The sequence below is a fragment of the Streptomyces cyslabdanicus genome (assembly GCF_052663305.1).
Genome location: NZ_JBQRUW010000016.1, coordinates 289,266 through 310,515 on the forward strand (window position 1 = coordinate 289,266; position 21,250 = coordinate 310,515).

Here is a 21,250-nt window from a genome sequence, read left to right on the forward strand (position 1 = left end):
ATACCAGGACCTCGTTCATTGTGAGTATAGGTAACAGTGAGCTAGGATCGGGTGGTCATCGTCGGCCGTACCTGCGGTCCGGCGCCCGTCCACCCCCGTAGGAGCCCATGCATCCCGACCGTCAACCCATCTGGACCCCACCCGCCGACGCCGGGGAACAGCCGCGGCAGGTCCGCCGGATCCTGCGGCTCTTCCGTCCCTACCGGGGCCGTCTCGCGATCGTCGGCCTGCTGGTGGGAGCGGCCTCGCTGGTCTCGGTCGCCACGCCCTTCCTGCTGAAGGAGATCCTCGACGTCGCGATCCCGCAGGGCCGTACCGGTCTGCTGAGCCTGCTCGCGCTCGGCATGATCCTCAGTGCCGTCCTCAACAGCGTCTTCGGCGTGCTGCAGACGCTGATCTCCACTACCGTCGGCCAGCGGGTCATGCACGACCTGCGCACCGCCGTCTACGGGCGGCTGCAGCGCATGTCCCTGGCCTTCTTCACCCGCACCCGCACCGGCGAGGTGCAGTCCCGCATCGCCAACGACATCGGCGGCATGCAGGCCACCGTCACCTCCACCGCCACCTCGCTGGTCTCCAACGTCACCAGCGTGGTCGCCACGATCGTCGCGATGGTCGCCCTCGACTGGCGGCTCACCGTGGTCTCACTGCTGCTGCTCCCGGTGTTCGTCTGGATCAGCCGCCGGGTCGGCAACGAGCGCAAGAAGATCACCACCCAGCGGCAGAAGCAGATGGCCGCGATCGCCGCCACGGTCACCGAATCCCTCTCCGTCAGCGGCATCCTGCTCGGCCGCACGATGGGCCGTTCGGCCTCGCTGACCGAGTCCTTCGCCGCCGAGTCGGAAGGCCTGGTCGACCTCGAGGTGAGGTCGAACATGGCCGGGCGCTGGCGGATGGCCGTCATCACGATCGTCATGGCGGCCCTGCCCGCCGTCATCTACTGGACCGCGGGCATCGCCCTCCAGTTCGGCGGCCCGCAGGTCTCCGTCGGCACGATCGTCGCCTTCGTCTCGCTCCAGCAGGGCCTGTTCCGGCCGACCGTCAGCCTGCTGTCCACCGGTGTGCAGATCCAGACCTCGCTCGCGCTGTTCCAGCGCATCTTCGAGTACCTGGACCTGCCGATCGACATCACCGAGCGCGAGCGCCCGATCCACCTCGACCGGGTCAAGGGCGAGGTCCGCTTCGAGGACGTCGACTTCCGCTACGACGACAAGAGCGGCCCGATCCTCGAGGGCATCGACGTCACCGTGCCTGCGGGCAGCAGCCTCGCGATCGTCGGCCCGACCGGCGCCGGCAAGTCCACGCTCGGCTACCTGGTGCCCCGGCTGTACGACGTCACGGGCGGCCGCGTCACCATCGACGGGGTCGACGTGCGCGACCTCGACTTCGACACCCTCGCCCGCGCGGTCGGCGTCGTCTCCCAGGAGACGTACCTCTTCCACGCCTCGGTCGCCGAGAACCTCCGCTTCGCCAAGCCGGACGCCACCGACGAGGAGCTGCGCGCGGCGGCGAAGGCGGCGCAGATCGACGACCACATCGCAGCCCTGCCCGACGGGTACGACACGGTCGTCGGCGAGCGCGGCCACCGCTTCTCCGGCGGTGAGAAGCAGCGTCTGGCCATCGCCCGGACCATCCTGCGCGACCCGCCGGTCCTCATCCTCGACGAGGCCACCAGCGCCCTGGACACCCGTACGGAGGCCGCCGTGCAGGAGGCCATCGACTCCCTGTCCGCCAACCGGACGACCCTGACCATCGCGCACCGCCTGTCCACCGTCCGCGGGGCCGACCAGATCGTGGTCCTCGACTCCGGGCGGCCGGCCGAACGCGGGACCCACGAGGAGTTGCTGGAGCTCGACGGACGCTACGCGGCCCTGGTGCGCCGAGACGCGCAACTGGAGCCGACAAGATGACGATATGCCGGGTTTTCGGCCCTTTGGGGGTTACCGTGCCCGCATGCAGAGGAACACTCCGTCACGGAGAACGACCCGACTGACGCGCCGGGGCCGCGTGGCTCTGGTCCTGACCGGGGCCGTCCTGGCCGGCACCGCCGTGGCGGTGCCGCTGCTGACGATCCACTACGACGCCTCGGCCCACCCCCGCACGCTGGTGATCCCCGAGGGCTGGCGGTCCGGCCAGATCTACGCCGCCATCGACAAGGCTCTCGCCCTGGCCCCCGGCACCACACAGCAGTCGCTGGCCGAAGCCCATCTGGACCTGCCGGGTACCGCCGACGGCAACCCGGAGGGCTACCTCTTCCCGGCGACGTATCCCATCGACGAGAAGACCACCCCGCAGTCCCTGCTGTCCTACATGGTCGACACCGCGAACAAGAGGTTCAAGGCGGCCCCGGTCGCCGCCGGCCCGCAGCGCAACTCCATGAACCTGTACCAGGCGGTCACCATCGCGAGCATCGTCCAGGCCGAAGCCGCCTCGAAGGCCGACATGAGCAAGGTGGCCCGTGTCGTCTTCAACCGGCTGGAGCGCGGCATGCCGCTCCAGATGGACTCCACCCTCAACTACGCCCTCAACCGCAACACGGTCCGCATGAGCATGGAGGACACCCGGCTGGACAGCCCCTACAACTCCTACCAGCGCATGGGCCTGCCGCCGACGCCCATCGACAGCCCGGGCGAGGAGGCCATGCGCGCCGTGGCCAACCCGGCGCAGGGCGACTGGCTGTACTTCGTCACCGTCAAGCCGGGCGACACGCGCTTCACCGCCGACTACTCCGAGCACCAGCGCAATGTGGAGGAGTTCAACGCCCTCCTGAGAGGCGAGACTCCAGAGCCCGCGAAGTGAGCCGTGCCCGGCCGCGGCAGCCACGCTGGTCGCGCCGCGGCGGCTCACGTCGACGGTGGCCTGTGCCGACCACACCGCGGCGGCCGCATCGGTCGTGCCGCGGCGGCTCGTGCCGACGGCGCCCCATGCCGTCACGCCGCGGCGGCCGGTTCCTTCTCCAGCAGGCGCCTGATGTCGCGGACGGCCGCGCGGCCTGCCCGGTTGGCGCCGATCGTGCTGGCCGAAGGGCCGTAGCCGACCAGGTGGATCCGGGGGTCGGCGACCGCCCGGGTGCCGTCCACGCGGATGCCGCCACCCGGTTCGCGCAGCCCGAGCGGCGCCAGATGACGCAGCGAGGCCCGGAACCCGGTCGCCCAGAGGATGGCGTCGGCCGTCACGTGCCGTCCGTCCGCCCACCGCACCCCGTCCGGGGTGATCCGGTCGAACATCGGCTGCCGGTCCAGGATCCCGTCCTTCAGCCCCTGCCGTACGGCGTCGTTCAGCGGCAGTCCCGTCACCGAGACGACGCTCCTGGGCGGCAGCCCCTGCCGCACCCGCTCCTCGACCAGCGCGACCGCAGCGCGCCCCGCTCCCTCGTCGAACGGACCGTCGCGGAAGACCGGCGGCCGTCGCGTCACCCAGGTGGTGGCGGCCGCCCAGGTGGCGATCTCCAGCAGATGCTGGGTGCCGGAGGCGCCGCCGCCCACCACGATCACGCGCTGCCCGGCGAACTCCTCGGGCCCGGCGTACTGCGCGGTGTGCAACTGCCTACCGCGGAAGGTCTCCTGACCCGGGTACCGCGGCCAGAACGGCTGGTCCCAGGTGCCGGTCGCGTTGATCAGCGCCCGCGTCGACCAGGTGCCGTCGGAGGTCTCGACGAGCAGCCGCCCGCCGGCGCCCTCCGTGACCGCGATGACCTCCACCGGCCGCCGCACCCGCAGGTCGAAGGCGCGTTCGTAGTCGGCGAAGTACGCGGCGACCACCTCCGACGACGGCCGCTCGGGATCGGCGCCGGTCAGCTCCATCCCGGGCAGCGCGTGCATCCCGTGCACCTTTCCGTACGTCAGCGACGGCCACCGGAACTGCCAGGCGCCGCCCGGACCGGCGGGGCGGTCGAGCACGACGAAGTCGCGGTCCGGCTCGAACCCGGTGCGCCGCAGGTGATAGGCGCTGGACAGACCCGCCTGACCAGCGCCCACGACGACCACGTCGACCTCACGTATCGTGTTCACGCTTCTCCTCAACCGTGCCGCGGGCGCGGATCTTCCCCGGGGATCGAGGAGGATGGGAGGCATGTCACCTGCCTTCACCACCCGAGTGCTGAACGTGGCCTCCGGTTCCCGGGAGACGGTCGTCGACCTGACCCGTGACTGCGAGGCCTTCCTCCAGCAGACCGCGGCCGGCCGGGACGGTCTGCTGAACCTGTTCGTGCCGCACGCCACCGCCGGTGTCGCCATCATCGAGACCGGCTCCGGCAGCGACGAGGACCTCCTCGCCACCCTGCACACCCTGCTGCCCGCCGACGACCGCTGGCAGCACCGCCACGGCCACCCCGGCCACGGCCGCGACCACGTCCTGCCCGCCATCGTGCCGCCGCACGCGACCATCCCGGTCATCGGCGGCCGACTGGAACTGGGCACATGGCAGTCGGTGTGCCTGGTGGACACGAACCGGGACAATCTCAACCGTCAGGTGCGGCTGAGCTTCCTTGGCTGATGCGTGTGAAGGAACAGTAGCGTCGAATCCCGGCCACACCGAATGACCCGCCTTCTGGGCAGGTCGCCCGCGACAGGGGCTGCAAGGTCGCCTACCTGCCGGGCTTGACGATGCCCCGGATCGCCAAACCCGCTGGTCTGCGGCATACTGCGCACCCGCTCCCGTCGCGGACGACGGCGTCGGTGACCAGGCAAGCTCCACGGCGACAAGGGCTATGCGGAGATGGTTACGCGGCCGGGGCATCACACCGCGCATCGCCCGCAAGGGCATCGAATCCAGCCAACGACTTGGCTGGCACCGCTGGACCATCGACCGCACCATGGCCTGGCTCGCCGGCTGCCGTGGTCTGCACCGCCGCTACGAACGCAAAGCCGAGCACTCCCTGGCCTTCACCAGCATCGCCTGCACCCTGATCTGTTATCGGCGGCTCGCCCGCTGATGTGGGCTCGCAGCAGCTTCACCGCCGGGTCGTGGCCGTAATGATTGGCCATGTCCATGGGGGTGTGACCACCTGGATCTGCCAGCTCCGGATTCGCCCCAAAGGCCAGCAGCACAGCAGTGGTATGCACCGTCAACGCATGGCCACTCTGCAGCGAACTGTCGCCCTCGACGTCGATCGCGTGCGTCAGCAGCGTCATGTTGCTGAAGACCTCATCGGGATCGGACCCGTCGGCCAGCAACCCGGCCAGGGTCTCCGCGTCCTGGTGCTCGACAGCGTGATGGGCGGGTGTCCAGTAGTCACTCACCAAGGCATTCAACCGCTACTCCAGCGCTGCTACCAGCGACTATTCACATCGTCATTGGCCAAATGGGATAACCTCTTAGTGCCCGTCCATGAACTGATCATTTCGGGGTTGCAGGGGCGGTGACGCGGGCGACACGGCGTCGCATCAGGATGGTCATCGACCAGTGGACCATGGCCTCGTGGTGCTCGGGTAAGCGCTCGTAGTCGCGGACGCACCGGCGGCGCTGGCAGATCCACGACAGGCTGCGCTCGACCACCCAGCGCCTCGGGAGCACCACGAAGCCCTTCGCGTCGTCACCGCATTTGACGATCTCCAGGGCGACGTGGACTTTGTCCTTGGCCCAGTCCACGAGCTTGCCCGCGTAGCCGCCGTCGGCCCACACCAGGACGACCCGCTCGTAGAGGTCGCGGAGCAACTCCAGCGCCGGGCGGGCGCCGTCGCGGTCCTGCACGTTCGCGGCGGTCACCAGCACGACCAGGACCATGCCGATCGTGTCCACGATCACGTGGCGCTTGCGCCCGCCAACCTTCTTGCCCGCATCCCATCTCCGGCTGTCGGCGCCGACAGTATCCGCGGCCCGTACGCTGGGCTGGCCCTCCGTGATGGCTCCACTCCGAACAGTGTCCGGCGCGTGCGAGAATCCCACCCGGTCGACCGTCACCGCGGGCAGGCTTCGCGCCGCCTGCCGCACCCCGGGAGGGAAGCCCCAGCATGGCCGTGCTGTCGTCGAGCCCGAAGTGGCCCATCCTGCCCGACTATTTCCACGACTGGGTGCTGGTGGATGTGGAGACCTCCGGGCTGAGGCCCGGCAGGGACCGCGTCCTTTCACTGGCAGTCCTCACGCTGGATGGACACGGCCGGCAGACAGGAGAGTTCGCCACCTTCCTAAACCCGGGCTGCGACCCCGGCCCGGTGCACATCCATGGCCTCACCTCCGCCCGTCTTGCGGGCGCGCCCACCTTCGAGGAGGTAGCGCCGCAGCTGGGTGCACTGCTCAGCAGCCGCGTTCTGGTCGCCCACAACGCGCAGTTTGACTACGACTTCTTGGCCCACGAGTTCGCCCGCGTCCGTTCCTGGGTCCCGGTCAGCAGACGCTTGTGCACTTTGGCTCTCAACCGCATCGTCGGGCCCCCGACGCCCGACCTCAAGCTAGGCACTCTCGCCGCGCACTATGGCGTGCGCCAGGAGCGAGCCCACGACGCACGAGACGACGTACGGGTACTCTCAGGCGTCCTGCGCGGCTCGCTCGACGCCGCCGAGCAACTGGGCCTCCCCTTGCCACTGTTGACCTGCCCGCCCCGCCAGGACTACAAGCCTTACGTCCCCAAGACTCCCTGCGCTTACCGCAATCCCGGCCGCCTAGCGGCGGGCGGGCCACTGGTGCAGGGGATGAAGGTCGCCATAACCGGGGACACCCAGATCTCTCGCGAGGAATTGGTCGCCCGCTCGGTGGCGGCCGGGCTGAACATGATGACCTCGGTCAGCGGCCAGACCAGCGTCGTCGTCACCAACGATCCCGGCGCCGCGTCCGGCAAACTGCGTCGTGCCACGGCCGAGGGCGTCCTCCTCGTGGACGAGCCGACCTACCTGCGGCTGCTGGAGAATGTGCAGCCCGGTCAGGCCAAGGGCACCGCCCGCATTGGCACCGCCGGGCAACGCCGCACGGCCGAGACACCTGGGAACGCTACGATCGCACAGGCTACGCCCGCGCCGAACGTCCCCGCCCAGCGCACCACTGCACCGGCCACACCCACTGTTGGCGCGGACCGGTCGCTGGCCGGGCGTCGGGTCCTGGTCCTGGGCGGCACCCACGAGGAGGCCGCGGCGGCACGCGCTCGGGTTGTCGATCTCGGTGCCTCCGCAGCGGTCAACCTCTCGGCCAGAGTGACCGACATCGTGGTGCTGCCCGGCGGCGAATCGGACCGGCGCATGAGCCGCATCGCTTCCCTCGGACTGCGCGTGCACGACGCCGACTGGCTCCTCGCACCCGCCCCTGCCTCAATACTCGCGCTAGCGCAGAGCACGGCCGTGAACCAGCCGGACACGGCAGACGTACTGGTCCGAGGCGCCGTCATCGACCTGCCCGACGTCGACACAGCCTGGACGGTGGCCGCCGCGTGGGGTCAGCACACCACCTGCGAGGTGGACGTCGTCGCTTTCGTACTCGATGCGCATGAGCAGGTAGCAGGAGATGAGGACTTCGTCTTCTACGGCGCACCCGAGCATCCGGACGGCACCGTACGGCTCGCTACGGACAGCCCCACGGAACAGGCCATCACCGCTGATCTGGAGCGACTGCCCCTGGAGGTCCACCGGGTCGTCATCGCCGCCGCGATCGACGGCACCGCTACGTTCTCCGACATCGGCGCCATCGAGATCACCGCCACCTGCGGGATCGGCGCGGCCCCGACCGCCCGGGCCACCCTCGACGCTGCCACCACCGAGCGCACCATGATCCTCGCCGAGCTCTACCGCCGAGGCGACGGCTGGCGGCTGCGCGCCGTCGGACAGGGCTACGACCATGGCCTGGCCGAGCTGGCCCGCGGCTACGGCGTTGACGTCGCCGAGTGACCCCAAAGGCGCCCGAATGTCTACCGGTGCTGCTCGGCCCGTGCGGCGTGCCTTCGGCCGTGCGGTGCGAAGCTCACGTCAGGGCGAAGCCGAGAGGTTCGCGGGGCATGGCCCGCACGGCGCCGCGCAGCGGACAGTGCGATTTCCCACCGCGGCAAGTGCGATGGCGCAGAGCGATGTACGTCCTGTGCTGGGAGCTCGTGCGGCGGCGCTCTGGGCAGCTTTCCGGCCGCTAGGGTTCGCGATCATGGACGCAGTCGACCTCGACCACCGCCACCGCACCTACGACGGCTGGATACCACCCGCCGTCGCCGCGGCTCTCCACAAGCATGGCTATCACGGCATGCTCCACGAGGCCGCGGCTCGCGGTGACTGGTTCTGCGCCCACCGGCTCGCCGAAGCCGCCGTGGCCGGCGGTGGATCCGATGGACAGGTCGAGGCGTTGACGCTCCTGGAGCCGTTCGCCTCCACCGGATGGTGGCCTGCTGTCCGCACCGTCGGCCGGCTGCTCGCCGACGGGGAGCGGCTCGACGAAGCCGCCGAACTGTTGCGTCCGCACGCCGACACCGGTCACCGAGAGGCCGCGTGCGAGTTTGCGCGCGTGCTGGCCCGGCAGGGCCACATCGACCAGGTCCTCGCACTGCTCGGTCCCCGCACCGCCGGCAGTTCCCTTGCCGAGGTACTGGTGGAAGTCACCGCGGGTCATGGCCGTGACGACGAGATCGCCGCCCTACTCCCACCCGTCGGCGTCGGTGCGACGGTCCCGTTCGAGTCGTGGGCGACGGATGCCTGGGACACCGTCCCCTTGCACGCCATGCTCCTGGAACGCCAGGGTCGCGTCGACGAGGCGGCGGTACTGCTCAGGAAATACGTCAGTGTCGACGGCATGGTGTTCGCCGGGCATGCTGAGCAACTCGCCGCTCTGCTGGCCCGGCACGGACGTGAGGCGGAGCTGCGTGCCTGTCTCACCGAGGACGGGGCCGAATACGCCCGGACCGCGCTCGCCCGACTCCTGGAGGAACGGGGCCGGGCCGAGGAGGCGGTTGCCCTGCTGAGGCAGTACAGCAGAGCAGGAGACCCTCATGCGGCATTCGAACTCGCTGAACTTCTTGCGCGCCATGGCCGCCCGGACGAAGCGATCGAGATACTGGGTCGGGCGGTCGAGACGGCCGGCGGGGACTCCGACTGGATCATCCATCTGCTCTGCCGCATTTTCGTCGAGGCCGACCGAGCAGACGAAGCTCTCGCGTATCTGGACGACCACTTTGCCCGGCATGGTGGTGGCCCTGACGAGTATGCCTGCGCCCGCGCCCAGGTCATCAGGCTGTGCAGCCCTCCTGAGACAGTTGACGCCGACCCCTCCCCGCAGGCTGTCCCCGCAAAAGACCGCATTTCGTTCGGGACGCTGGGCGGTGTGGTCGCGGAGGCCGAACGCCTGGTGCATCAGGGCGAGCCGGAGAAGGCGATCGCTCACCTGCGAGACCGCCTGGACAGTACGAGGAGACTGCGCATCGAAGATCTCTGAACTGCTTCGCCGGACGCCCGGGCCGGCCAGATCCCGACCGAAGGCCTCGCTCGACCTCCCGGAAAGCCACAGCTTTGGCGGTGGGGGCATAGTACGCACGCGCGCCCACCCAAGGCCCCCTTCCGAGAGGGTGATTTCCCGGAGTGCCGGGGTGACGCCAGCCTGGCTGTTTCAGCCATCCGAGACCGGCGCCCGGCCCTTCGGTGGCAGTACGCGTCGCATGAGCACGCCGACCACCCGCGCCAGGCCAAGCGCCCCTTCCGCGTCATCCGCCCTGCGGAGCACACGCCGGACGGGGGCGACCTGGTCGAGGACGATGCCCTCGCGGGCCAGCAGGTAGGTCAACGCCAGGAACGCACACCGTGCGTTGCCGTCCTCGAACGGGTGGAAGAAGCAGATGTCGAGGTAGGTGCGGGCTGCGCGGGCGTTGAGGGGGAGGGCAGAGTCGGTGGCCTGGGCCAGGCACTTGTCGAGGAGGGCTGGGAGGTCCGTGGTGACGCCGTAGCGTTCACGGCCGGACTTGGCGAAGGCGGGTCGGGTGCGGAAGGGGACGGAGTCCGTGGCGAGGACGTGATGTTGCCACCGCTGGAGCAAGGCGAAGGCCAGAGGGCGGTCGGCGGCCGCGTCGGCGCGGGCCAGGCGGAGGGCGTCCAGGAGGCGTGTGGAGCGTTCCGGTGAGCGAGCTGCGTCGAAGGTGAGGATGTCCTGGAGCGCGCCGTCCCGGGTCGGTGCGGGAGGATGCGCCGGTGTTTTGCCGAGCTGCGGTCCGACGACCGGAGCCTTGTGCCACGGGACCGAATCGCGTACCTCGAGCCAGGTGCGCAGATGGTCGGCGGTCATGCGGTGTCGGGCTCCAGGGAGGCGGAGAGACGCTCGGCGACGTCGCGGACCACGGTCTGCTCGGGCTCCATCCAGCTTTCGAAACGGCCGCCGACGGCCTCGGCAACCAACTCCGCCGCCCGGGAGGGGGTGACGTCCCAGCGCGTCAGGAACCAGGTCAGCACCTGCTGGCAGTGCCCGTACCAGGCATCGCCGGCGTTGGTCCGGTCCACGACGTGGGTGACCAGGTGCGCGGTGGCACGCTCCCAGGCGTCCTGGCGGTCCTCGGGAGGCAGATTGCCCAGCGGATAACGGTCGAACCGCTCGGCCAGGTCCTCGAGCCACTCCCGCCACTCGCACAGGGCGGAGGCGACGCGGGCGTGCGTCTTACGCGGCTCGGTGATCGAGTGCGCCGCGCAGCACCAGTTGCCGACCGGGCCGCCGCCGATGTCTCCCTCGTCATGAGCCCAGTGCCAGCCGAGGACCCAGCGGCCGTAGCGTTCGCCGAGGGCTCTGGTCATGGCCTCCGTCCATGGCATCCCCACGTCCCAGCTCCAGTCGTTGAGCTTTTGCAGCGATGCCGGATCGTCCTTTCCGTACTTGGGGCGGGCCGGTACGGCAGGAGCGAGAGCCGGTATCTCCGTGCGAGCGGTGGCCGGGTCGAAGGGGTGGGTGCGGGGGTCGACCTCGGGCCAGGTGAGGGCAGACGGCAGGAACTCGTACGTCACCAGGGGAGCCTCACCGACGCCGCACGGACGTGCAACCGTATTCCCGAGATGGTTCTCAAGGGGGGGTGCCCTGGGAAAGGGGCGCATCGACGTCGCCCAGACCAGTGGGCCGAGTCCCTCAGAGGCTCCCCCAAGGCTCCCGTGGCCTCGAGCCTGCGGCTACGGTGGGGTTGCCTTAACGGAGTCTGGTGGACGTCAACAAGGACAATCCGAACCGGCAGGTGCGCCTGGGCTTCCTCGGCTGACGCGTGTGACGGAACAGTAGCGTCGAATTCCGGCCGCACCGAATGTCGCTCGGCCCGTGCCTTGACAAGCCCGTGAGTCACCACGCCGGCGCTGCTGATCCGTGCAGACCCGCAGCCCGCATCTTCTCCGGGACGGGCGGTAAGGGGCAGCGCGCAGCTCGGGATGGATACCGGCGACCAACTCGTCCGGTTGATCCCCGCCCAGCTCTGTCGAACGTCCTCGCTCAACGGCCCTGCCCGGGTGGGGGACTGGCTTCCGAGCAGGGCCACCCTGAGGTTTAAGCGGTGCCGGAGCGGGCCCCAAATGAACAAGCCTCCTGGTGTGCGAGCAGGCTCGATCGAGCGGTACGGGCCATGAGCTTTCTCAGGCCCGGGAAGGCGGGCGGATCAGCGTAGTCCGGCGAAGAGGTCGTTCTCGGGCACGGCCGCGCCGGTGGTGTCCTGGACACGTACGAAGGTCTCGACGCCCATCAACTCGGTGAACCTCTTCTGGCCCATCTTGAGGAAGAAGACGTTCTCGCCCTGGCTGGCGTGCGCGGCCAGCGCGTCGAACTTCTGACCGCTGAACGCGGTGGTGTGCACCCAGGTGGTGATCTCCTCGTCGGGGAGTTCGATCTCGGCCATCGCGGCGGCCTCGGCGGGATCCGGCTGCTCCCCCTCCCTCTCGTCCCGGCTGCGCACACCCGGCTACGGCAGCTTGCCGACCAGCCGGGTCCGTGCGCCGGCTGCCGATCCGTACCTTCGTGATCGGATCATGCAGGTGACCAGTTGGTGCCCCTCAGGGCGCGATGTGCACCACGCTTTAATTCGGGGGTGATCCACTCGGCGATGAGGCACACTCAGGCGGCCGATGAGTTCTGGTGTGCTCGCCGGTCTGTATCGGTGCGACTACCGACCATCCAGTCCGGCGACCCTCGGCTACGGGGCGACTGCGACCAGGAACCCCCGTGAGGTGCTGTCATGTCAGCTGCGATTCCGGAACGACCAACCGCTGCGGAGGCGGGCGGCGGCACACCTGTTGTGGTGCGGCTGCTGGTGCTGGCCACGTTCGTGGTGATCCTCAACGAGACCATCATGATCAACGCGATCCCGCGGCTGATGGATTCCTTGCACATCACCGAGAAGTCGGCGCAATGGTTGTCCACCGCGTTCATGCTCACCATGGCTGCGGTGATTCCGGTCACGGGATGGTTCTTGCAGCGGGTCACTACCCGGCGGGCGTACGCGGTTGCGATGGGCACCTTCCTCGTGGGTACCGTCGTGTCGGCCGTCGCCCCGGCCTTCGCGGTGCTACTGGCCGGCCGTGTCGTGCAGGCCGCAGGCACGGCCGTGATGATGCCGCTGTTGATGACCACGTTGATGACCGTGGTGCCTGCGCAGAACCGCGGCAAGGTGATGGGCAACGTCACCCTGGCGATGTCGGTGGCCCCCGCGCTCGGGCCCGCCGTGTCCGGGGTCATCCTGCAGGCCGGCTCCTGGCGGTTGCTGTTCGTGGTCGTGCTGCCGATCGCGGCCGGGGTGACCCTGTTCGGGCTGCGCAAGCTGGAGAACGTCGGTGAGCAGCAGACGAGTTCCATCGACTGGTCCAGCGTCTGCGTCGCGGCGCTCGGCTTCGGCGGGCTGGTGTACGGCCTGAGCCTGGTCGGTGAGAGCGACCGCAGGACGCTCGGCATCGGCATCGCCGCCGCCGGTGTCGCGGCCATCGTGGTTTTCGCGCTCCGCCAGCTCAGGCTGCAGCGCGACGGTACGCCGCTGATGGACCTGCGCACCCTCCGGTACGGCACCTTCACCCTGTCCCTGGCCCTGATGGCCATCGGCTTCCTGACGATGCTCGGCTCGATGATTCTGCTGCCGCTGTATCTGCAGAACGTGCGCGGCCTCAGCCCGCTCGAAACCGGCCTGCTGGTCATGCCAGGTGGTCTGGCCATGGGCCTGCTGGGACCGACTGTCGGAAAGGCATTCGACCGGTTCGGCAGCCGGACGCTGGTGCTGCCCGGCTCGATCGGCATCGCGCTCGCCCTCGCCGGGTACGCACAGATTGCGATGACGACGCCGTACTGGCAGATTCTGGGTCTGCACGTGCTGCTGATGGTGGGCCTGGCGGCGACGTTCACCCCGGCCTTCGCCCTCGGCATGGGCGCGCTGCCCTCGCACTTGTACTCCCATGGCAGCTCGATTCTGGGAACGCTGCAGCAGGTCGCCGCGGCGTTCGGTACCGCGCTGATGGTGACCGTGATGTCGTCGCGCACCACCAGCCAGATCGCCGATGGTGTCGCCGCCGTGCCCGCCCAGGTGAGCGGTATGAAACTGGGCTTCGGCGTTGCGGCAGCCCTCGCCGTGGTGACGATCGCGATCGCGGCGAAACTGCCGCAGCGGGTCGCGGGCACCGACACCCCCGCCGATGCCCTCGCCGATGCCGACGCGGGCCCGCCCGCGGACGGGAATCCCGACCTCGGTGAGCGGGGCACCGTCAAGGCGTAGAGGTCCTGACCCACCCCCTCCGACTGCGCACCGATCGCGCTGCCGCCCGGCGACAACGTCCGGGCGGGAGCGCGGTCTTATTCAGCGCCGGCTCATGAACGCGCACCGGCCAGGACGTTCAGACCGGGGCGGTTTCCCGTCGTGTGAAGCCACGCTCGCTCATGAGCGCGCAGCACTCGCAACAGCGCTTCTGCGACTGCGACGCCTCCCTCGACCCGGGGCTGCTGCCGTCCCTCGCCCTACTCGAAGGCGTCCGGGTGCAGCCGCGCGAACAGATCGGCGTTGTGGCTGCAGTCGACGGGCAGGTTGATGCCCCATGCGCCACTGCGAGGAGACGCCACGCGTGATCCGCCAGTGCCGTTCGCGCAGCCGGGCCGGCGGATCCCCGAATGGCGTAGAGACGGGTCGGGTCAGCCAGCGTGATCTGGAGGGCGCTGCCAGAGTGGACGTGCGATCGCGCCCGGTCGACCGTGTTGCTCAGGTTGAACTCGCGGAGTCCGTGGACGGCTCGTGACGGTTCTTGATGAGCGGTTTACCCGTGGTGAGGAGACCGGGGTTGTCGCGGGAGACCTTCGGGTCGTTGGACAAGATCCACCGGCAGCGCGGGCTGGTCCGGCGCGGGGCGGCCTTTGAACGACAGGAGAGACGGTGTCCATCGATCTGACGGCGGTCTCGCTCACCGAGGTGGTGCAGAGGACTTTCGAAGGCGCGGAGGACGAGCGCGTCAAGGAACTGTTCGTTCGCCTGGTGCAGCACCTGCACGACTTCACGCGGGAGGTGCGGCTGACCGGTGAGGAGTGGTTCAAGGCGATGGACTTCCTCGAGCGTGTGGGCAAGACCTGTACTCCGACGCGCCAGGAGTTCGTCCTGCTGTCCGACATTCTGGGCCTGAGTGTCCTGGTGGACCTGATTCACCATCCAGGTGGTGGGTCGGTGACGGATTCGACGTTGCTGGGCCCCTTCTACGTCGAAGGTCGGCCGACGGCGGAGAACGGATCGGACATCTCAGGTGAGGTCGAGGGGACTTTGCTGTTCTTCGACGGCCGGGTGCTCGACCCGGACGGCAACCCCGTGGCCGGCGCCAGGGTGGACACCTGGCACAGCGACGGGGAGGGCTTCTACGACGTGCAGATGCAGGACAGACTGCACGGTGAGTTGGCCATGCGTGCCTTGCTGACCACTGACGACGAGGGAAGGTTCTGGTACCGGTCGGTGGCCCCGCGGTACTACCCGGTTCCGTCCGACGGGCCGTGCGGGGAGATCCTGCGTGCCGCGAACCGGTCGCCGATGCGCCCGGAGCACCTGCACTTCTGGTTGCATGCCGAAGGCTACGAGCCGTTGATCACCATGCTGGTCCGCAGTGACGACCCCTATGTGGAGCGGGACGCGGTCTTCGGGGTCAGGCGGTCACTGGTGGTGGACTTCGTCCAGCACGATGCGGGGGAAACCGCTCCGGACGGCACCCGCGTCGACGAGCCGTTCCAGACGGTGGAGTGGACGTTCGTGCTCGCCCGTGAGGAGCGCTGAGGTGTCGCGCCTTCCGCTGACCCCCGTCGCGTCGGTCAGCCCTGCAGCCCGTGACTTCATGGACCGGCGCGGTGAGCTGAACGTCTTTCGCCTCCTCGCGGGCGCTCCGCAGGTGTTCGACGGCTGGAGCGCGATGGTCGATGCCCAACTCGACAGCCGCACTTTCGCCCCGCGGCTCCGCGAGTTGGTGGTCCTGCGGATCGCCCAGCTCCAGCACTGCGCCTACCAGATCGCCCAGCACACCTACGCGGGCCGACGGGCCGGGATCAGCGCCGCGGAGATCAGCGCCCTGAGCGCCGAGGGATCGGTGTCCGGCTCCACCGGGCCGGAGCGCACCGTGCTGGCCTTCGTCGGTGAGCTGTGCACGACCGGCACCGTGACCGACGAGACCTTCGCGGCGGCCCGCACGGTGCTCGACGAGCCGGAGCTGAGCGAACTACTGCTCCTGGTCAGCCTGTACTACGGACTCGCGCTCGTCCTGAACGCTGTCGATCTCGACATCGACCACGACGCCCGGCTGCAGACCTCCTCATGACCCGGATCTCGTACTGCACCAGCATGTCCGACCGGGTCCGTGGCCTGGTCGCCGAGCGCGGGAACCTGAACATCTACCGGGCACTGGCCCACGCGGGTGAGCCGTTCGCCGGGTGGATGCTTGCCGGCCGCGCCGCCCTGACCAGCACGGTTGTGCCCGCGCGCCTGCGTGAGCTGGTCATCTTGCGCACCGGGCACCTGATGCGGTGTCCCTACGAGATCGCGCAGCACACACAGCTGGCCGAGGACTGCGGTGTCGGATCCCGGCAACGCGGCGCCGTGGCCGCTGACGGCCGGCTCGCCGAGGGCGGGTTCAGCCCGGCTGAGCTGGCCGTGCTGGAGATGACCACCGAACTGGTCACCTCCGCGTCGCTGGCGCCCGCCACGCTGGACCGGGTGCGCGACATGCTCGGCGACGAGCAACTGCTGGAAGTGCTGATGATCATCAATCGGTGGAGCGGGCTGGCCCTGATGATCAACGCGCTCGACGTGGACATCGACACCGGCACACGCTTCTCCCTGCCTCACTGACCAGCACACCTCGTTCAACGCACGGAGAGGACAGCGGGCATGCGCGCGCTACGTTTCGAGCGATTCGGCGGCCCCGACGTGCTGTACGTCGGTGAGGTCGCGGACCCGGTCGTCGGTGACGGCATGGCGGTCGTTTCCGTCAGGGCCGCCTCGGTCAACCCCTCTGACGTGATGGTCGTCTCGGGACGCTTGGAGGGCGTCACCCTCCCGCGCACCCCCGGCCGTGACTTCGCGGGCGTCGTCCTGGAAGGACCCGACGACTGGGTCGGTACCGAGGTATGGGGCACCGGGGGCGACGTCGGATCCAGCATCGACGGCTCGCACGCGGAACGCATCGCCCTGCCCGTCAGCGCGCTGGCCCGCAAACCCGGAACCGTGGACTTCGCCGAGGCGGCGACGGTCGGCGTGAACTTCGTGGTCGGCTGGCTCGGTGCGATCGAGACCGCCGGCCTCGCCGCAGGCGAGACCATCGCCGTCTTCGGCGTCTCAGGAGGCGTGGGCGGAGCCGTCGCACAGATCGCCCGCGCCATAGACGCCCGGCGCATCGTGGGCGTCGCCCCCCACGCCCCGGCAGCCGGTACCCCCGCGGCCGAGATCATCGACGAGTTCGTGCCCTTCGACAACGACACCGATGTCCCCGCCGAGATCCGGCGCATCACCGGCGGCCGCGGCGTCGATGTCGTCTACGACGCCGTAGGCGGCGTCACCACGCCGTCCGCGGTCGCGTCCCTCGCCCACCGTGGGCGCCTGGTGGTCATCAGCGCCGTCGGCACCCCCACCGCCGAGATCGACCTCCGTGACTTCTACCACCGCGAACTACGGATGCTGGGTGCCGACAGCCGCAAACTGGACGTCACGGCCTCCGCCGAGCGGCTCGAGCGAATCAGCCCGTACTTCGAGTGCGGTCGGTTCAGGCCACTCCCCATCGCGCAGACCTTCGACCTCGACCACGGTCCGCACGCCTACCGCGCAGTGACGGAGAAGAGGGTGCGCGGCCCGGTCGTCATCCAACCCTGACTGCCTCTTGAGCCATTGGCCGCGGGGCGTCCGTCAAGGGCGTTGGTCACGATGCGATCGGGATGCCGGATCGGACGCGTGCTTGCGGTGCGGTCCGCCGGGGCCGCCACAGACGGTGCGGGCTGCGTGGTTCACGAGCTCGGGAACAGGGGCCCGCCGGCCATGAGGCCGCCGTCGGCCAGGAGGATGTGCCCGGTGACGTAGCTCGCCTTGTCCGAGCCCAGGAACTGGACGGCTGCGGCGATCTCCTCCGGGGTGCCGGCCCGGTGCATGGGCAGCACCGAGTCGACCGCGTCACGTGCTGTGTCGTCTCCGGTGAACCGGTCGTACATCGCGGTGCGGGTGTAGCCGGGCGCGACCGCGTTGACCCGGATACCGTGGTCGGCGCCTTCGAGGGCGGCGGCCTTGGTGATGCCGACGACGGCGTGCTTGCTGCCGACGTACAAGGCCGCCCCGGGATAGCCCATCAGGCCGAAGGTGGAGCTGACGTTGACGATGCTGCCGCCGCCCTGTGCCCTCATGGCCCGGAACTCGTGCTTCAGGCACAGCAGGGTTCCCTTGACGTTGGTGTCGAAGGTGGCCTGGTACAGCTCGTCGGTCACCTCGGTGACGGGGCCGGGTGTTCCCTCGGTGCCGGCGTTGTTGAAGGCGACGTCGATCCGCCCGAACCGCGCGACCGCGCGGTCGACGAGGTCCCTCACCTCGGCGTCGAAGCGCACGTCGGCCCGCACGAACTCGGCCTGGGCGCCGAGGCCGGCCAACTCCCCGGCAAGCTGTTCACCCGCGTCCTGATGACGGCCGCAGACCACGAGGTTTGCGCCCTGGTGGGCGTAGGCGAGGGCGGTGGCGCGGCCGATACCGGTGAGCGCGCCCGTGATGAGGACAACGGGGTCAGACACGTCAAGGTCCTTCCTGCAATCACACGGGTGAGCGATGGGCGTGCGGCGCCGAGCCCGCAGGCACCGGTTCCCCTCGGGCAGGGCGCATCCCGTGTGCTCCGGCAAGGAAGGTGTCCCGGCCGCGCCGGATCCAACCGCCGCGTCCCCCGGACGGCAGCACGTGTTGCCCTGTACGGCGCATGGGCGGTGACCAGGACGGGCCGGACCCGCAGCGGTCACGCGGGCGTGAGGAGAACCGCGGGTTCGCGCGGGAGCCGCCATGGGGCCCCGATCGGTGAGCGGTCCGCGTCGGAGCGCCGGCCCCGGTCGGTGGAGTCCGGCAAGAGGGCAGGAGCAGGATGACAACGGGGAACCGCGTCAGACCGTCCGATTCTCAGGCGGGCTTGCGCCATACGGAGATGTGCTGGGGGGAGTCCTCGGTGAACGGCGTCCCGTCCCAGTCCGCGACGCGCCGTTCCAGTTCGAGCCCCGCGATCCGCGCCATGAGGTCGAGCTCCGCCGGCCACGCGTACCGGTGCCGGGATTCGGTGCGCCGGTAGCGGCCGTCCTCACCGTCACGGCTGAGGTGGTGCGAGACGAGGACCTGCTCGACGAGGTCGAAGGTGTCGAAGCCGAGGTGCCGGTCGGACACGTCGAACGGCACCGCGAGCTGCCCGGGCGGCAGGAACCGCAGCGGCGGCACGCCCAGCTCGATGACGAACCGGCCACCGGGCGACAGATGGCGCGCGGCGTTGCGGAAGCACTCGACCTGCTCGTCCTGGGTGAGCAGGTTCGTGATCGTGTTGTAGACGAGGTAGACCAGGGTGAACTCGCCGGGGACGGTGGTCGTGGCCATGTCCCCGAGGGCGACCGGGAGCCTGTCCCCGTCGACCTTGCGCCGCAGGACCGCCGCCATGTGCTCGGACAGTTCGACGCCCACCACGGGCACGCCCCGTTCCCGGAGCGGGACGCCCACGCGTCCGGTCCCGATGGCGAACTCCAACGCCCGGCCGTCACCGGCGAGTTCGGAGAGGAAGCCGAGAGTCGGCCCGAGGACGGCGGCTGACGACCGCTCGGTCTCCCCGGCGTCGTAGCGTTCGGCGGTTTCGTGGCTCCACAGTTCGCTGCTTGTCACGGGCGGCCACTTTGCCGGGCGGGGCGGGACGCTGTCCACGGGTTTTCCCGCCACCGACCCCGTCGGCAGGTCAGCGGCCCGGCGGTTACTCCGTGTCCTGCTCGGCGCGTTCGGCGGCGCGCTGCTTCAGGCGTGCCGTCTCCTTGCGTACCTCGGCCTGCGTGGCGCGCTCCTTCTCCAGCCACTCGGGCTGCTCCTGCTTCAGCGCCTCGATCTGCTCGGTGGTCAGGGCGTCGGTGACCCCGCCGCGCGCGAGACCGGAGATGGAGACACCCAGCTTGGCCGCGACCACCGGGCGAGGGTGGGGGCCGGTGCGCCGCAGCTCCCGCAGCCACTCGGGCGGATCGGCCTGGAGCTCGTTGAGCTCGGTACGCGAGACGACGCCCTCCTGGAACTCGGCGGGCGTGGCGGGGAGGTGCACACCCAGCTTCTTCGCCGCGGTGGCGGGCTTCATCGTCTGGGTGCTCTGGTGCGACTTCATGGTGTCCAGACTATCGACCGCGGACGAGGGCGCCGACCACGCCGGGTAACCTTGCGGCGTGACCGGCTCGGATGCATCTTCCTCGTTCCGGCTCGCGTACGTCCCCGGGGCGACGCCCGCCAAGTGGGTGCGCATCTGGAACGAGCGCCTGCCCGACGTCCCTCTCGACCTTCTCCAGGTCCCGGCCGCCGAGGCGGCCGAGGTGCTGCGCGGCGGCGCGGCGGACGCGGGGCTCGTGCGCCTGCCGGTGGACCGTACGTACTTCAGCGCCATCCCCCTCTACACCGAGGCCACGGTGGTGATCGTCCCCAAGGACCACCTGGTGACGGCCGTGGACGAGGTGTCCCTGGCGGACCTCGCCGACGAGGTCGTCCTCCACCCGCTCGACGACGTCCTCGGCTGGGAGCGCCCGCCCGGCGAGGAGGCCTTCGAGCGGCCCGCCACCACGGGTGACGCCGTGGAGCTGGTCGCGGCCGGAGTGGGGCTGCTCGTCGTCCCCCAGTCGCTGGCCCGCCTCCACCACCGCAGGGACCTCACCTACCGGCCGGTCGTCGACGCCCCGCAGTCGAGCATCGCGCTGTGCTGGCCGGAGGAGGCGCACACCGACCTGGTGGAGCATTTCATCGGGATCGTCCGCGGCCGGACCGTCAACAGCACCCGGGGCCTCGCCCAGCCCCGGACCGAGGAGCCGTCCCAGCGCAAGGACCGGCGTGCCGAGGCGACGGAAACCCGCCGCAAGCCGGCGACCGGTGGAAAGACCACCGGCGGGAAGACGGCCGGAGGCAAGGCGGGCGGCGGTCGTACGGGCCAGGCGGCGGGCCGCTCCGGCAGGGCGACCGGCCGTGCGGGCGGGTCCGCGTCCCGCAGCCGGCGCGGCGGCTCCGGTGGTTCCGGCGGCGGCAGGAGCGGCGGGCGGGGCAGGCCGGGCCGCGGGGCCTAGGCCCTGTCGTCAAACTCCCGTCTGCCCCGCGACGCCATGCACGCACTCTCGCCAGTCGCCCGCGCGTCACTTCCGCGCGCTGCGGCCGATCGACTCCACCAGGGGCAGCAGCCGGTGCGGGACCCGCTCGCGCAACGCCACCTCGGTGCGGGTGCGCACCACACCCGGCAGGCTGATGAGCTTCTGGATGACGTCCTCCAGATGTGCGTTGTCCCGAGCCACGACACGGGTGAGCAGGTCGCCTCCGCCGGTGATCGAGAACGCCTCGACGATCTCCGGTACGGCGGCCAGCGCGTCCCCGACGTCGTCCAGGTGCCCCTGGGTGACCTCGATGTGCACGAACGCCAGCACCGGGTGGCCGAGCGCGACGGGGGAGAGGGCGGGGCCCGTGCCGGTGATCACGCCGTCGCGTTCGAGGCGGTCGAGGCGTGCCTGGAGGGTGCCCCGCGCGACACCGAGGACGCGGGCGCACTCGCGCACGCTGGTGCGCGGCTGCTCCAGGAGCAGCCGCAGAATGCGGGTGTCGAGTTCGTCCACGGCCATGGCGGCGAGGGCCTCCTCCCGGGTCGTCCGGGTCGTCCGGGTCATCCGGTTCGTC

Annotated in this window: 20 protein-coding genes and 2 pseudogenes; 12 read left to right on the forward strand and 10 right to left on the reverse strand. The window is 70.0% G+C overall.

The window, feature by feature from the left end; translation table 11 throughout:
- Positions 1 to 107: 107 nt before the first annotated feature.
- Together ACTYVM_RS11835 and mltG are read left to right on the forward strand one after the other, a co-directional pair.
- The gene (locus ACTYVM_RS11835; protein ID WP_445525874.1) at positions 108 to 1,910 is read left to right on the forward strand and encodes an ABC transporter ATP-binding protein; all 1,803 of its coding nucleotides are present in this window, start codon (positions 108 to 110) and stop codon (positions 1,908 to 1,910) included.
- A 43-nt stretch (positions 1,911 to 1,953) separates the two neighbouring features.
- On the forward strand, positions 1,954 to 2,799 hold the full coding sequence (gene mltG, locus ACTYVM_RS11840; RefSeq protein WP_445525875.1) for an endolytic transglycosylase MltG: 846 nt from the start codon (positions 1,954 to 1,956) through the stop codon (positions 2,797 to 2,799).
- Positions 2,800 to 2,930: 131 nt separating this feature from the next.
- On the opposite strand, the gene ACTYVM_RS11845 is transcribed toward mltG, so the two are convergent.
- Positions 2,931 to 4,010 carry an NAD(P)-binding domain-containing protein gene (locus ACTYVM_RS11845; protein WP_445525876.1) on the reverse strand — a complete coding sequence of 360 codons (1,080 nt, stop codon included), beginning with the start codon at positions 4,008 to 4,010 and terminating at the stop codon, positions 2,931 to 2,933.
- A 61-nt stretch (positions 4,011 to 4,071) separates the two neighbouring features.
- On the opposite strand from ACTYVM_RS11845, the gene ACTYVM_RS11850 reads away from it, so the two are divergent.
- Positions 4,072 to 4,494 carry a secondary thiamine-phosphate synthase enzyme YjbQ gene (locus ACTYVM_RS11850; RefSeq protein ID WP_445525877.1) on the forward strand — a complete coding sequence of 141 codons (423 nt, stop codon included), beginning with the start codon at positions 4,072 to 4,074 and terminating at the stop codon, positions 4,492 to 4,494.
- 162 nt (positions 4,495 to 4,656) lie between these two features.
- Positions 4,657 to 4,933 (forward strand): annotated as a pseudogene (locus ACTYVM_RS11855) (IS5/IS1182 family transposase); the annotation flags it as partial.
- Here the strand turns inward: ACTYVM_RS11855 and ACTYVM_RS11860 are convergent.
- Positions 4,884 to 5,240, reverse strand: a complete 357-nt coding sequence (locus ACTYVM_RS11860; RefSeq protein ID WP_445525878.1) for an ankyrin repeat domain-containing protein — start codon at positions 5,238 to 5,240, stop codon at positions 4,884 to 4,886. The pseudogene ACTYVM_RS11855 and the gene ACTYVM_RS11860 overlap by 50 nt on opposite strands.
- Before the next feature lie 97 nt (positions 5,241 to 5,337).
- The gene (locus tag ACTYVM_RS11865; RefSeq protein WP_445525879.1) at positions 5,338 to 6,069 is read right to left on the reverse strand and encodes a transposase; all 732 of its coding nucleotides are present in this window, start codon (positions 6,067 to 6,069) and stop codon (positions 5,338 to 5,340) included.
- On the opposite strand from ACTYVM_RS11865, the gene ACTYVM_RS11870 reads away from it, so the two are divergent.
- Positions 5,952 to 7,811: a TerD family protein gene (locus tag ACTYVM_RS11870; RefSeq protein ID WP_445525880.1), complete on the forward strand. Its 1,860-nt coding sequence runs from the start codon at positions 5,952 to 5,954 to the stop codon at positions 7,809 to 7,811. The genes ACTYVM_RS11865 and ACTYVM_RS11870 overlap by 118 nt on opposite strands.
- A 16-nt stretch (positions 7,812 to 7,827) precedes the next feature.
- Positions 7,828 to 9,336, forward strand: coding sequence for a tetratricopeptide repeat protein (locus ACTYVM_RS11875; protein ID WP_445525881.1), 1,509 nt, complete (start codon positions 7,828 to 7,830; stop codon positions 9,334 to 9,336).
- Between the two features lie 171 nt (positions 9,337 to 9,507).
- On the opposite strand, the gene ACTYVM_RS11880 is transcribed toward ACTYVM_RS11875, so the two are convergent.
- From ACTYVM_RS11880 to ACTYVM_RS11890, 3 genes and pseudogenes are all read right to left on the reverse strand, one after another.
- Positions 9,508 to 10,176, reverse strand: a complete 669-nt coding sequence (locus tag ACTYVM_RS11880; protein WP_445525882.1) for a Fic family protein — start codon at positions 10,174 to 10,176, stop codon at positions 9,508 to 9,510.
- Positions 10,173 to 10,883 carry a hypothetical protein gene (locus tag ACTYVM_RS11885; RefSeq protein ID WP_445525883.1) on the reverse strand — a complete coding sequence of 237 codons (711 nt, stop codon included), beginning with the start codon at positions 10,881 to 10,883 and terminating at the stop codon, positions 10,173 to 10,175. Before ACTYVM_RS11885 ends, ACTYVM_RS11880 begins: the two co-directional genes overlap by 4 nt.
- A 632-nt stretch (positions 10,884 to 11,515) precedes the next feature.
- Positions 11,516 to 11,779, reverse strand: a pseudogene (locus ACTYVM_RS11890) (PIG-L family deacetylase); the annotation flags it as partial.
- Between the two features lie 309 nt (positions 11,780 to 12,088).
- On the opposite strand from ACTYVM_RS11890, the gene ACTYVM_RS11895 reads away from it, so the two are divergent.
- The 5 genes from ACTYVM_RS11895 to ACTYVM_RS11915 all read left to right on the forward strand — a co-directional run bounded on the left by ACTYVM_RS11895 (position 12,089) and on the right by ACTYVM_RS11915 (position 17,218).
- The gene (locus tag ACTYVM_RS11895) at positions 12,089 to 13,609 is read left to right on the forward strand and encodes an MDR family MFS transporter (RefSeq protein WP_445525884.1); all 1,521 of its coding nucleotides are present in this window, start codon (positions 12,089 to 12,091) and stop codon (positions 13,607 to 13,609) included.
- Positions 13,610 to 14,257: 648 nt separating this feature from the next.
- Positions 14,258 to 15,136: a dioxygenase family protein gene (locus ACTYVM_RS11900; protein WP_445525885.1), complete on the forward strand. Its 879-nt coding sequence runs from the start codon at positions 14,258 to 14,260 to the stop codon at positions 15,134 to 15,136.
- A 1-nt stretch (position 15,137) separates the two neighbouring features.
- The gene (locus ACTYVM_RS11905) at positions 15,138 to 15,671 is read left to right on the forward strand and encodes a carboxymuconolactone decarboxylase family protein (RefSeq protein ID WP_445525886.1); all 534 of its coding nucleotides are present in this window, start codon (positions 15,138 to 15,140) and stop codon (positions 15,669 to 15,671) included.
- Positions 15,668 to 16,201 (forward strand): carboxymuconolactone decarboxylase family protein, encoded by a 534-nt coding sequence (locus ACTYVM_RS11910; protein WP_445525887.1) that lies wholly within the window; start codon positions 15,668 to 15,670, stop codon positions 16,199 to 16,201. The genes ACTYVM_RS11905 and ACTYVM_RS11910 overlap by 4 nt, the downstream gene beginning before the upstream one ends.
- A 39-nt stretch (positions 16,202 to 16,240) precedes the next feature.
- Complete coding sequence (locus ACTYVM_RS11915; protein WP_445525888.1) at positions 16,241 to 17,218, forward strand: quinone oxidoreductase family protein; 978 nt, start codon at positions 16,241 to 16,243, stop codon at positions 17,216 to 17,218.
- A gap of 131 nt (positions 17,219 to 17,349) precedes the next feature.
- Here ACTYVM_RS11915 and ACTYVM_RS11920 read toward each other — a convergent pair whose 3' ends face one another.
- From ACTYVM_RS11920 to ACTYVM_RS11930, 3 genes are all read right to left on the reverse strand, one after another.
- Positions 17,350 to 18,117 (reverse strand): SDR family NAD(P)-dependent oxidoreductase, encoded by a 768-nt coding sequence (locus ACTYVM_RS11920; protein WP_445525889.1) that lies wholly within the window; start codon positions 18,115 to 18,117, stop codon positions 17,350 to 17,352.
- A gap of 373 nt (positions 18,118 to 18,490) precedes the next feature.
- A complete protein-coding gene (locus ACTYVM_RS11925; RefSeq protein ID WP_445525890.1) occupies positions 18,491 to 19,231 on the reverse strand; it encodes a class I SAM-dependent DNA methyltransferase in 741 nt (246 codons plus the stop codon).
- An 85-nt stretch (positions 19,232 to 19,316) separates the two neighbouring features.
- Positions 19,317 to 19,712, reverse strand: a complete 396-nt coding sequence (locus ACTYVM_RS11930) for a DUF5997 family protein (protein ID WP_445525891.1) — start codon at positions 19,710 to 19,712, stop codon at positions 19,317 to 19,319.
- Between the two features lie 58 nt (positions 19,713 to 19,770).
- Here ACTYVM_RS11930 and ACTYVM_RS11935 point away from each other — a divergent pair, with 58 nt between their 5' ends.
- On the forward strand, positions 19,771 to 20,652 hold the full coding sequence (locus ACTYVM_RS11935; RefSeq protein WP_445525892.1) for a LysR family substrate-binding domain-containing protein: 882 nt from the start codon (positions 19,771 to 19,773) through the stop codon (positions 20,650 to 20,652).
- 66 nt (positions 20,653 to 20,718) lie between these two features.
- On the opposite strand, the gene ACTYVM_RS11940 is transcribed toward ACTYVM_RS11935, so the two are convergent.
- Positions 20,719 to 21,195, reverse strand: coding sequence for an Lrp/AsnC family transcriptional regulator (locus ACTYVM_RS11940; protein WP_445525943.1), 477 nt, complete (start codon positions 21,193 to 21,195; stop codon positions 20,719 to 20,721).
- Positions 21,196 to 21,250 lie beyond the last annotated feature (55 nt).

Excerpts from the sequence above, each read along its gene's own strand:
- ACTYVM_RS11835 (WP_445525874.1), top strand. The coding sequence starts at position 108 with ATGCATCCCGACCGTCAACCCATCTGGACCCCACCCGCCGACGCCGGG.
- mltG (WP_445525875.1), top strand. The coding sequence starts at position 1,954 with ATGCAGAGGAACACTCCGTCACGGAGAACGACCCGACTGACGCGCCGG.
- ACTYVM_RS11850 (WP_445525877.1), top strand. The coding sequence starts at position 4,072 with ATGTCACCTGCCTTCACCACCCGAGTGCTGAACGTGGCCTCCGGTTCC.
- ACTYVM_RS11870 (WP_445525880.1), top strand. The coding sequence starts at position 5,952 with ATGGCCGTGCTGTCGTCGAGCCCGAAGTGGCCCATCCTGCCCGACTAT.
- ACTYVM_RS11875 (WP_445525881.1), top strand. The coding sequence starts at position 7,828 with ATGTCTACCGGTGCTGCTCGGCCCGTGCGGCGTGCCTTCGGCCGTGCG.
- ACTYVM_RS11880 (WP_445525882.1), bottom strand. The coding sequence starts at position 10,176 with ATGACCGCCGACCATCTGCGCACCTGGCTCGAGGTACGCGATTCGGTC.
- ACTYVM_RS11895 (WP_445525884.1), top strand. The coding sequence starts at position 12,089 with ATGTCAGCTGCGATTCCGGAACGACCAACCGCTGCGGAGGCGGGCGGC.
- ACTYVM_RS11910 (WP_445525887.1), top strand. The coding sequence starts at position 15,668 with ATGACCCGGATCTCGTACTGCACCAGCATGTCCGACCGGGTCCGTGGC.
- ACTYVM_RS11915 (WP_445525888.1), top strand. The coding sequence starts at position 16,241 with ATGCGCGCGCTACGTTTCGAGCGATTCGGCGGCCCCGACGTGCTGTAC.
- ACTYVM_RS11930 (WP_445525891.1), bottom strand. The coding sequence starts at position 19,712 with ATGAAGTCGCACCAGAGCACCCAGACGATGAAGCCCGCCACCGCGGCG.
- ACTYVM_RS11940 (WP_445525943.1), bottom strand. The coding sequence starts at position 21,195 with ATGGCCGTGGACGAACTCGACACCCGCATTCTGCGGCTGCTCCTGGAG.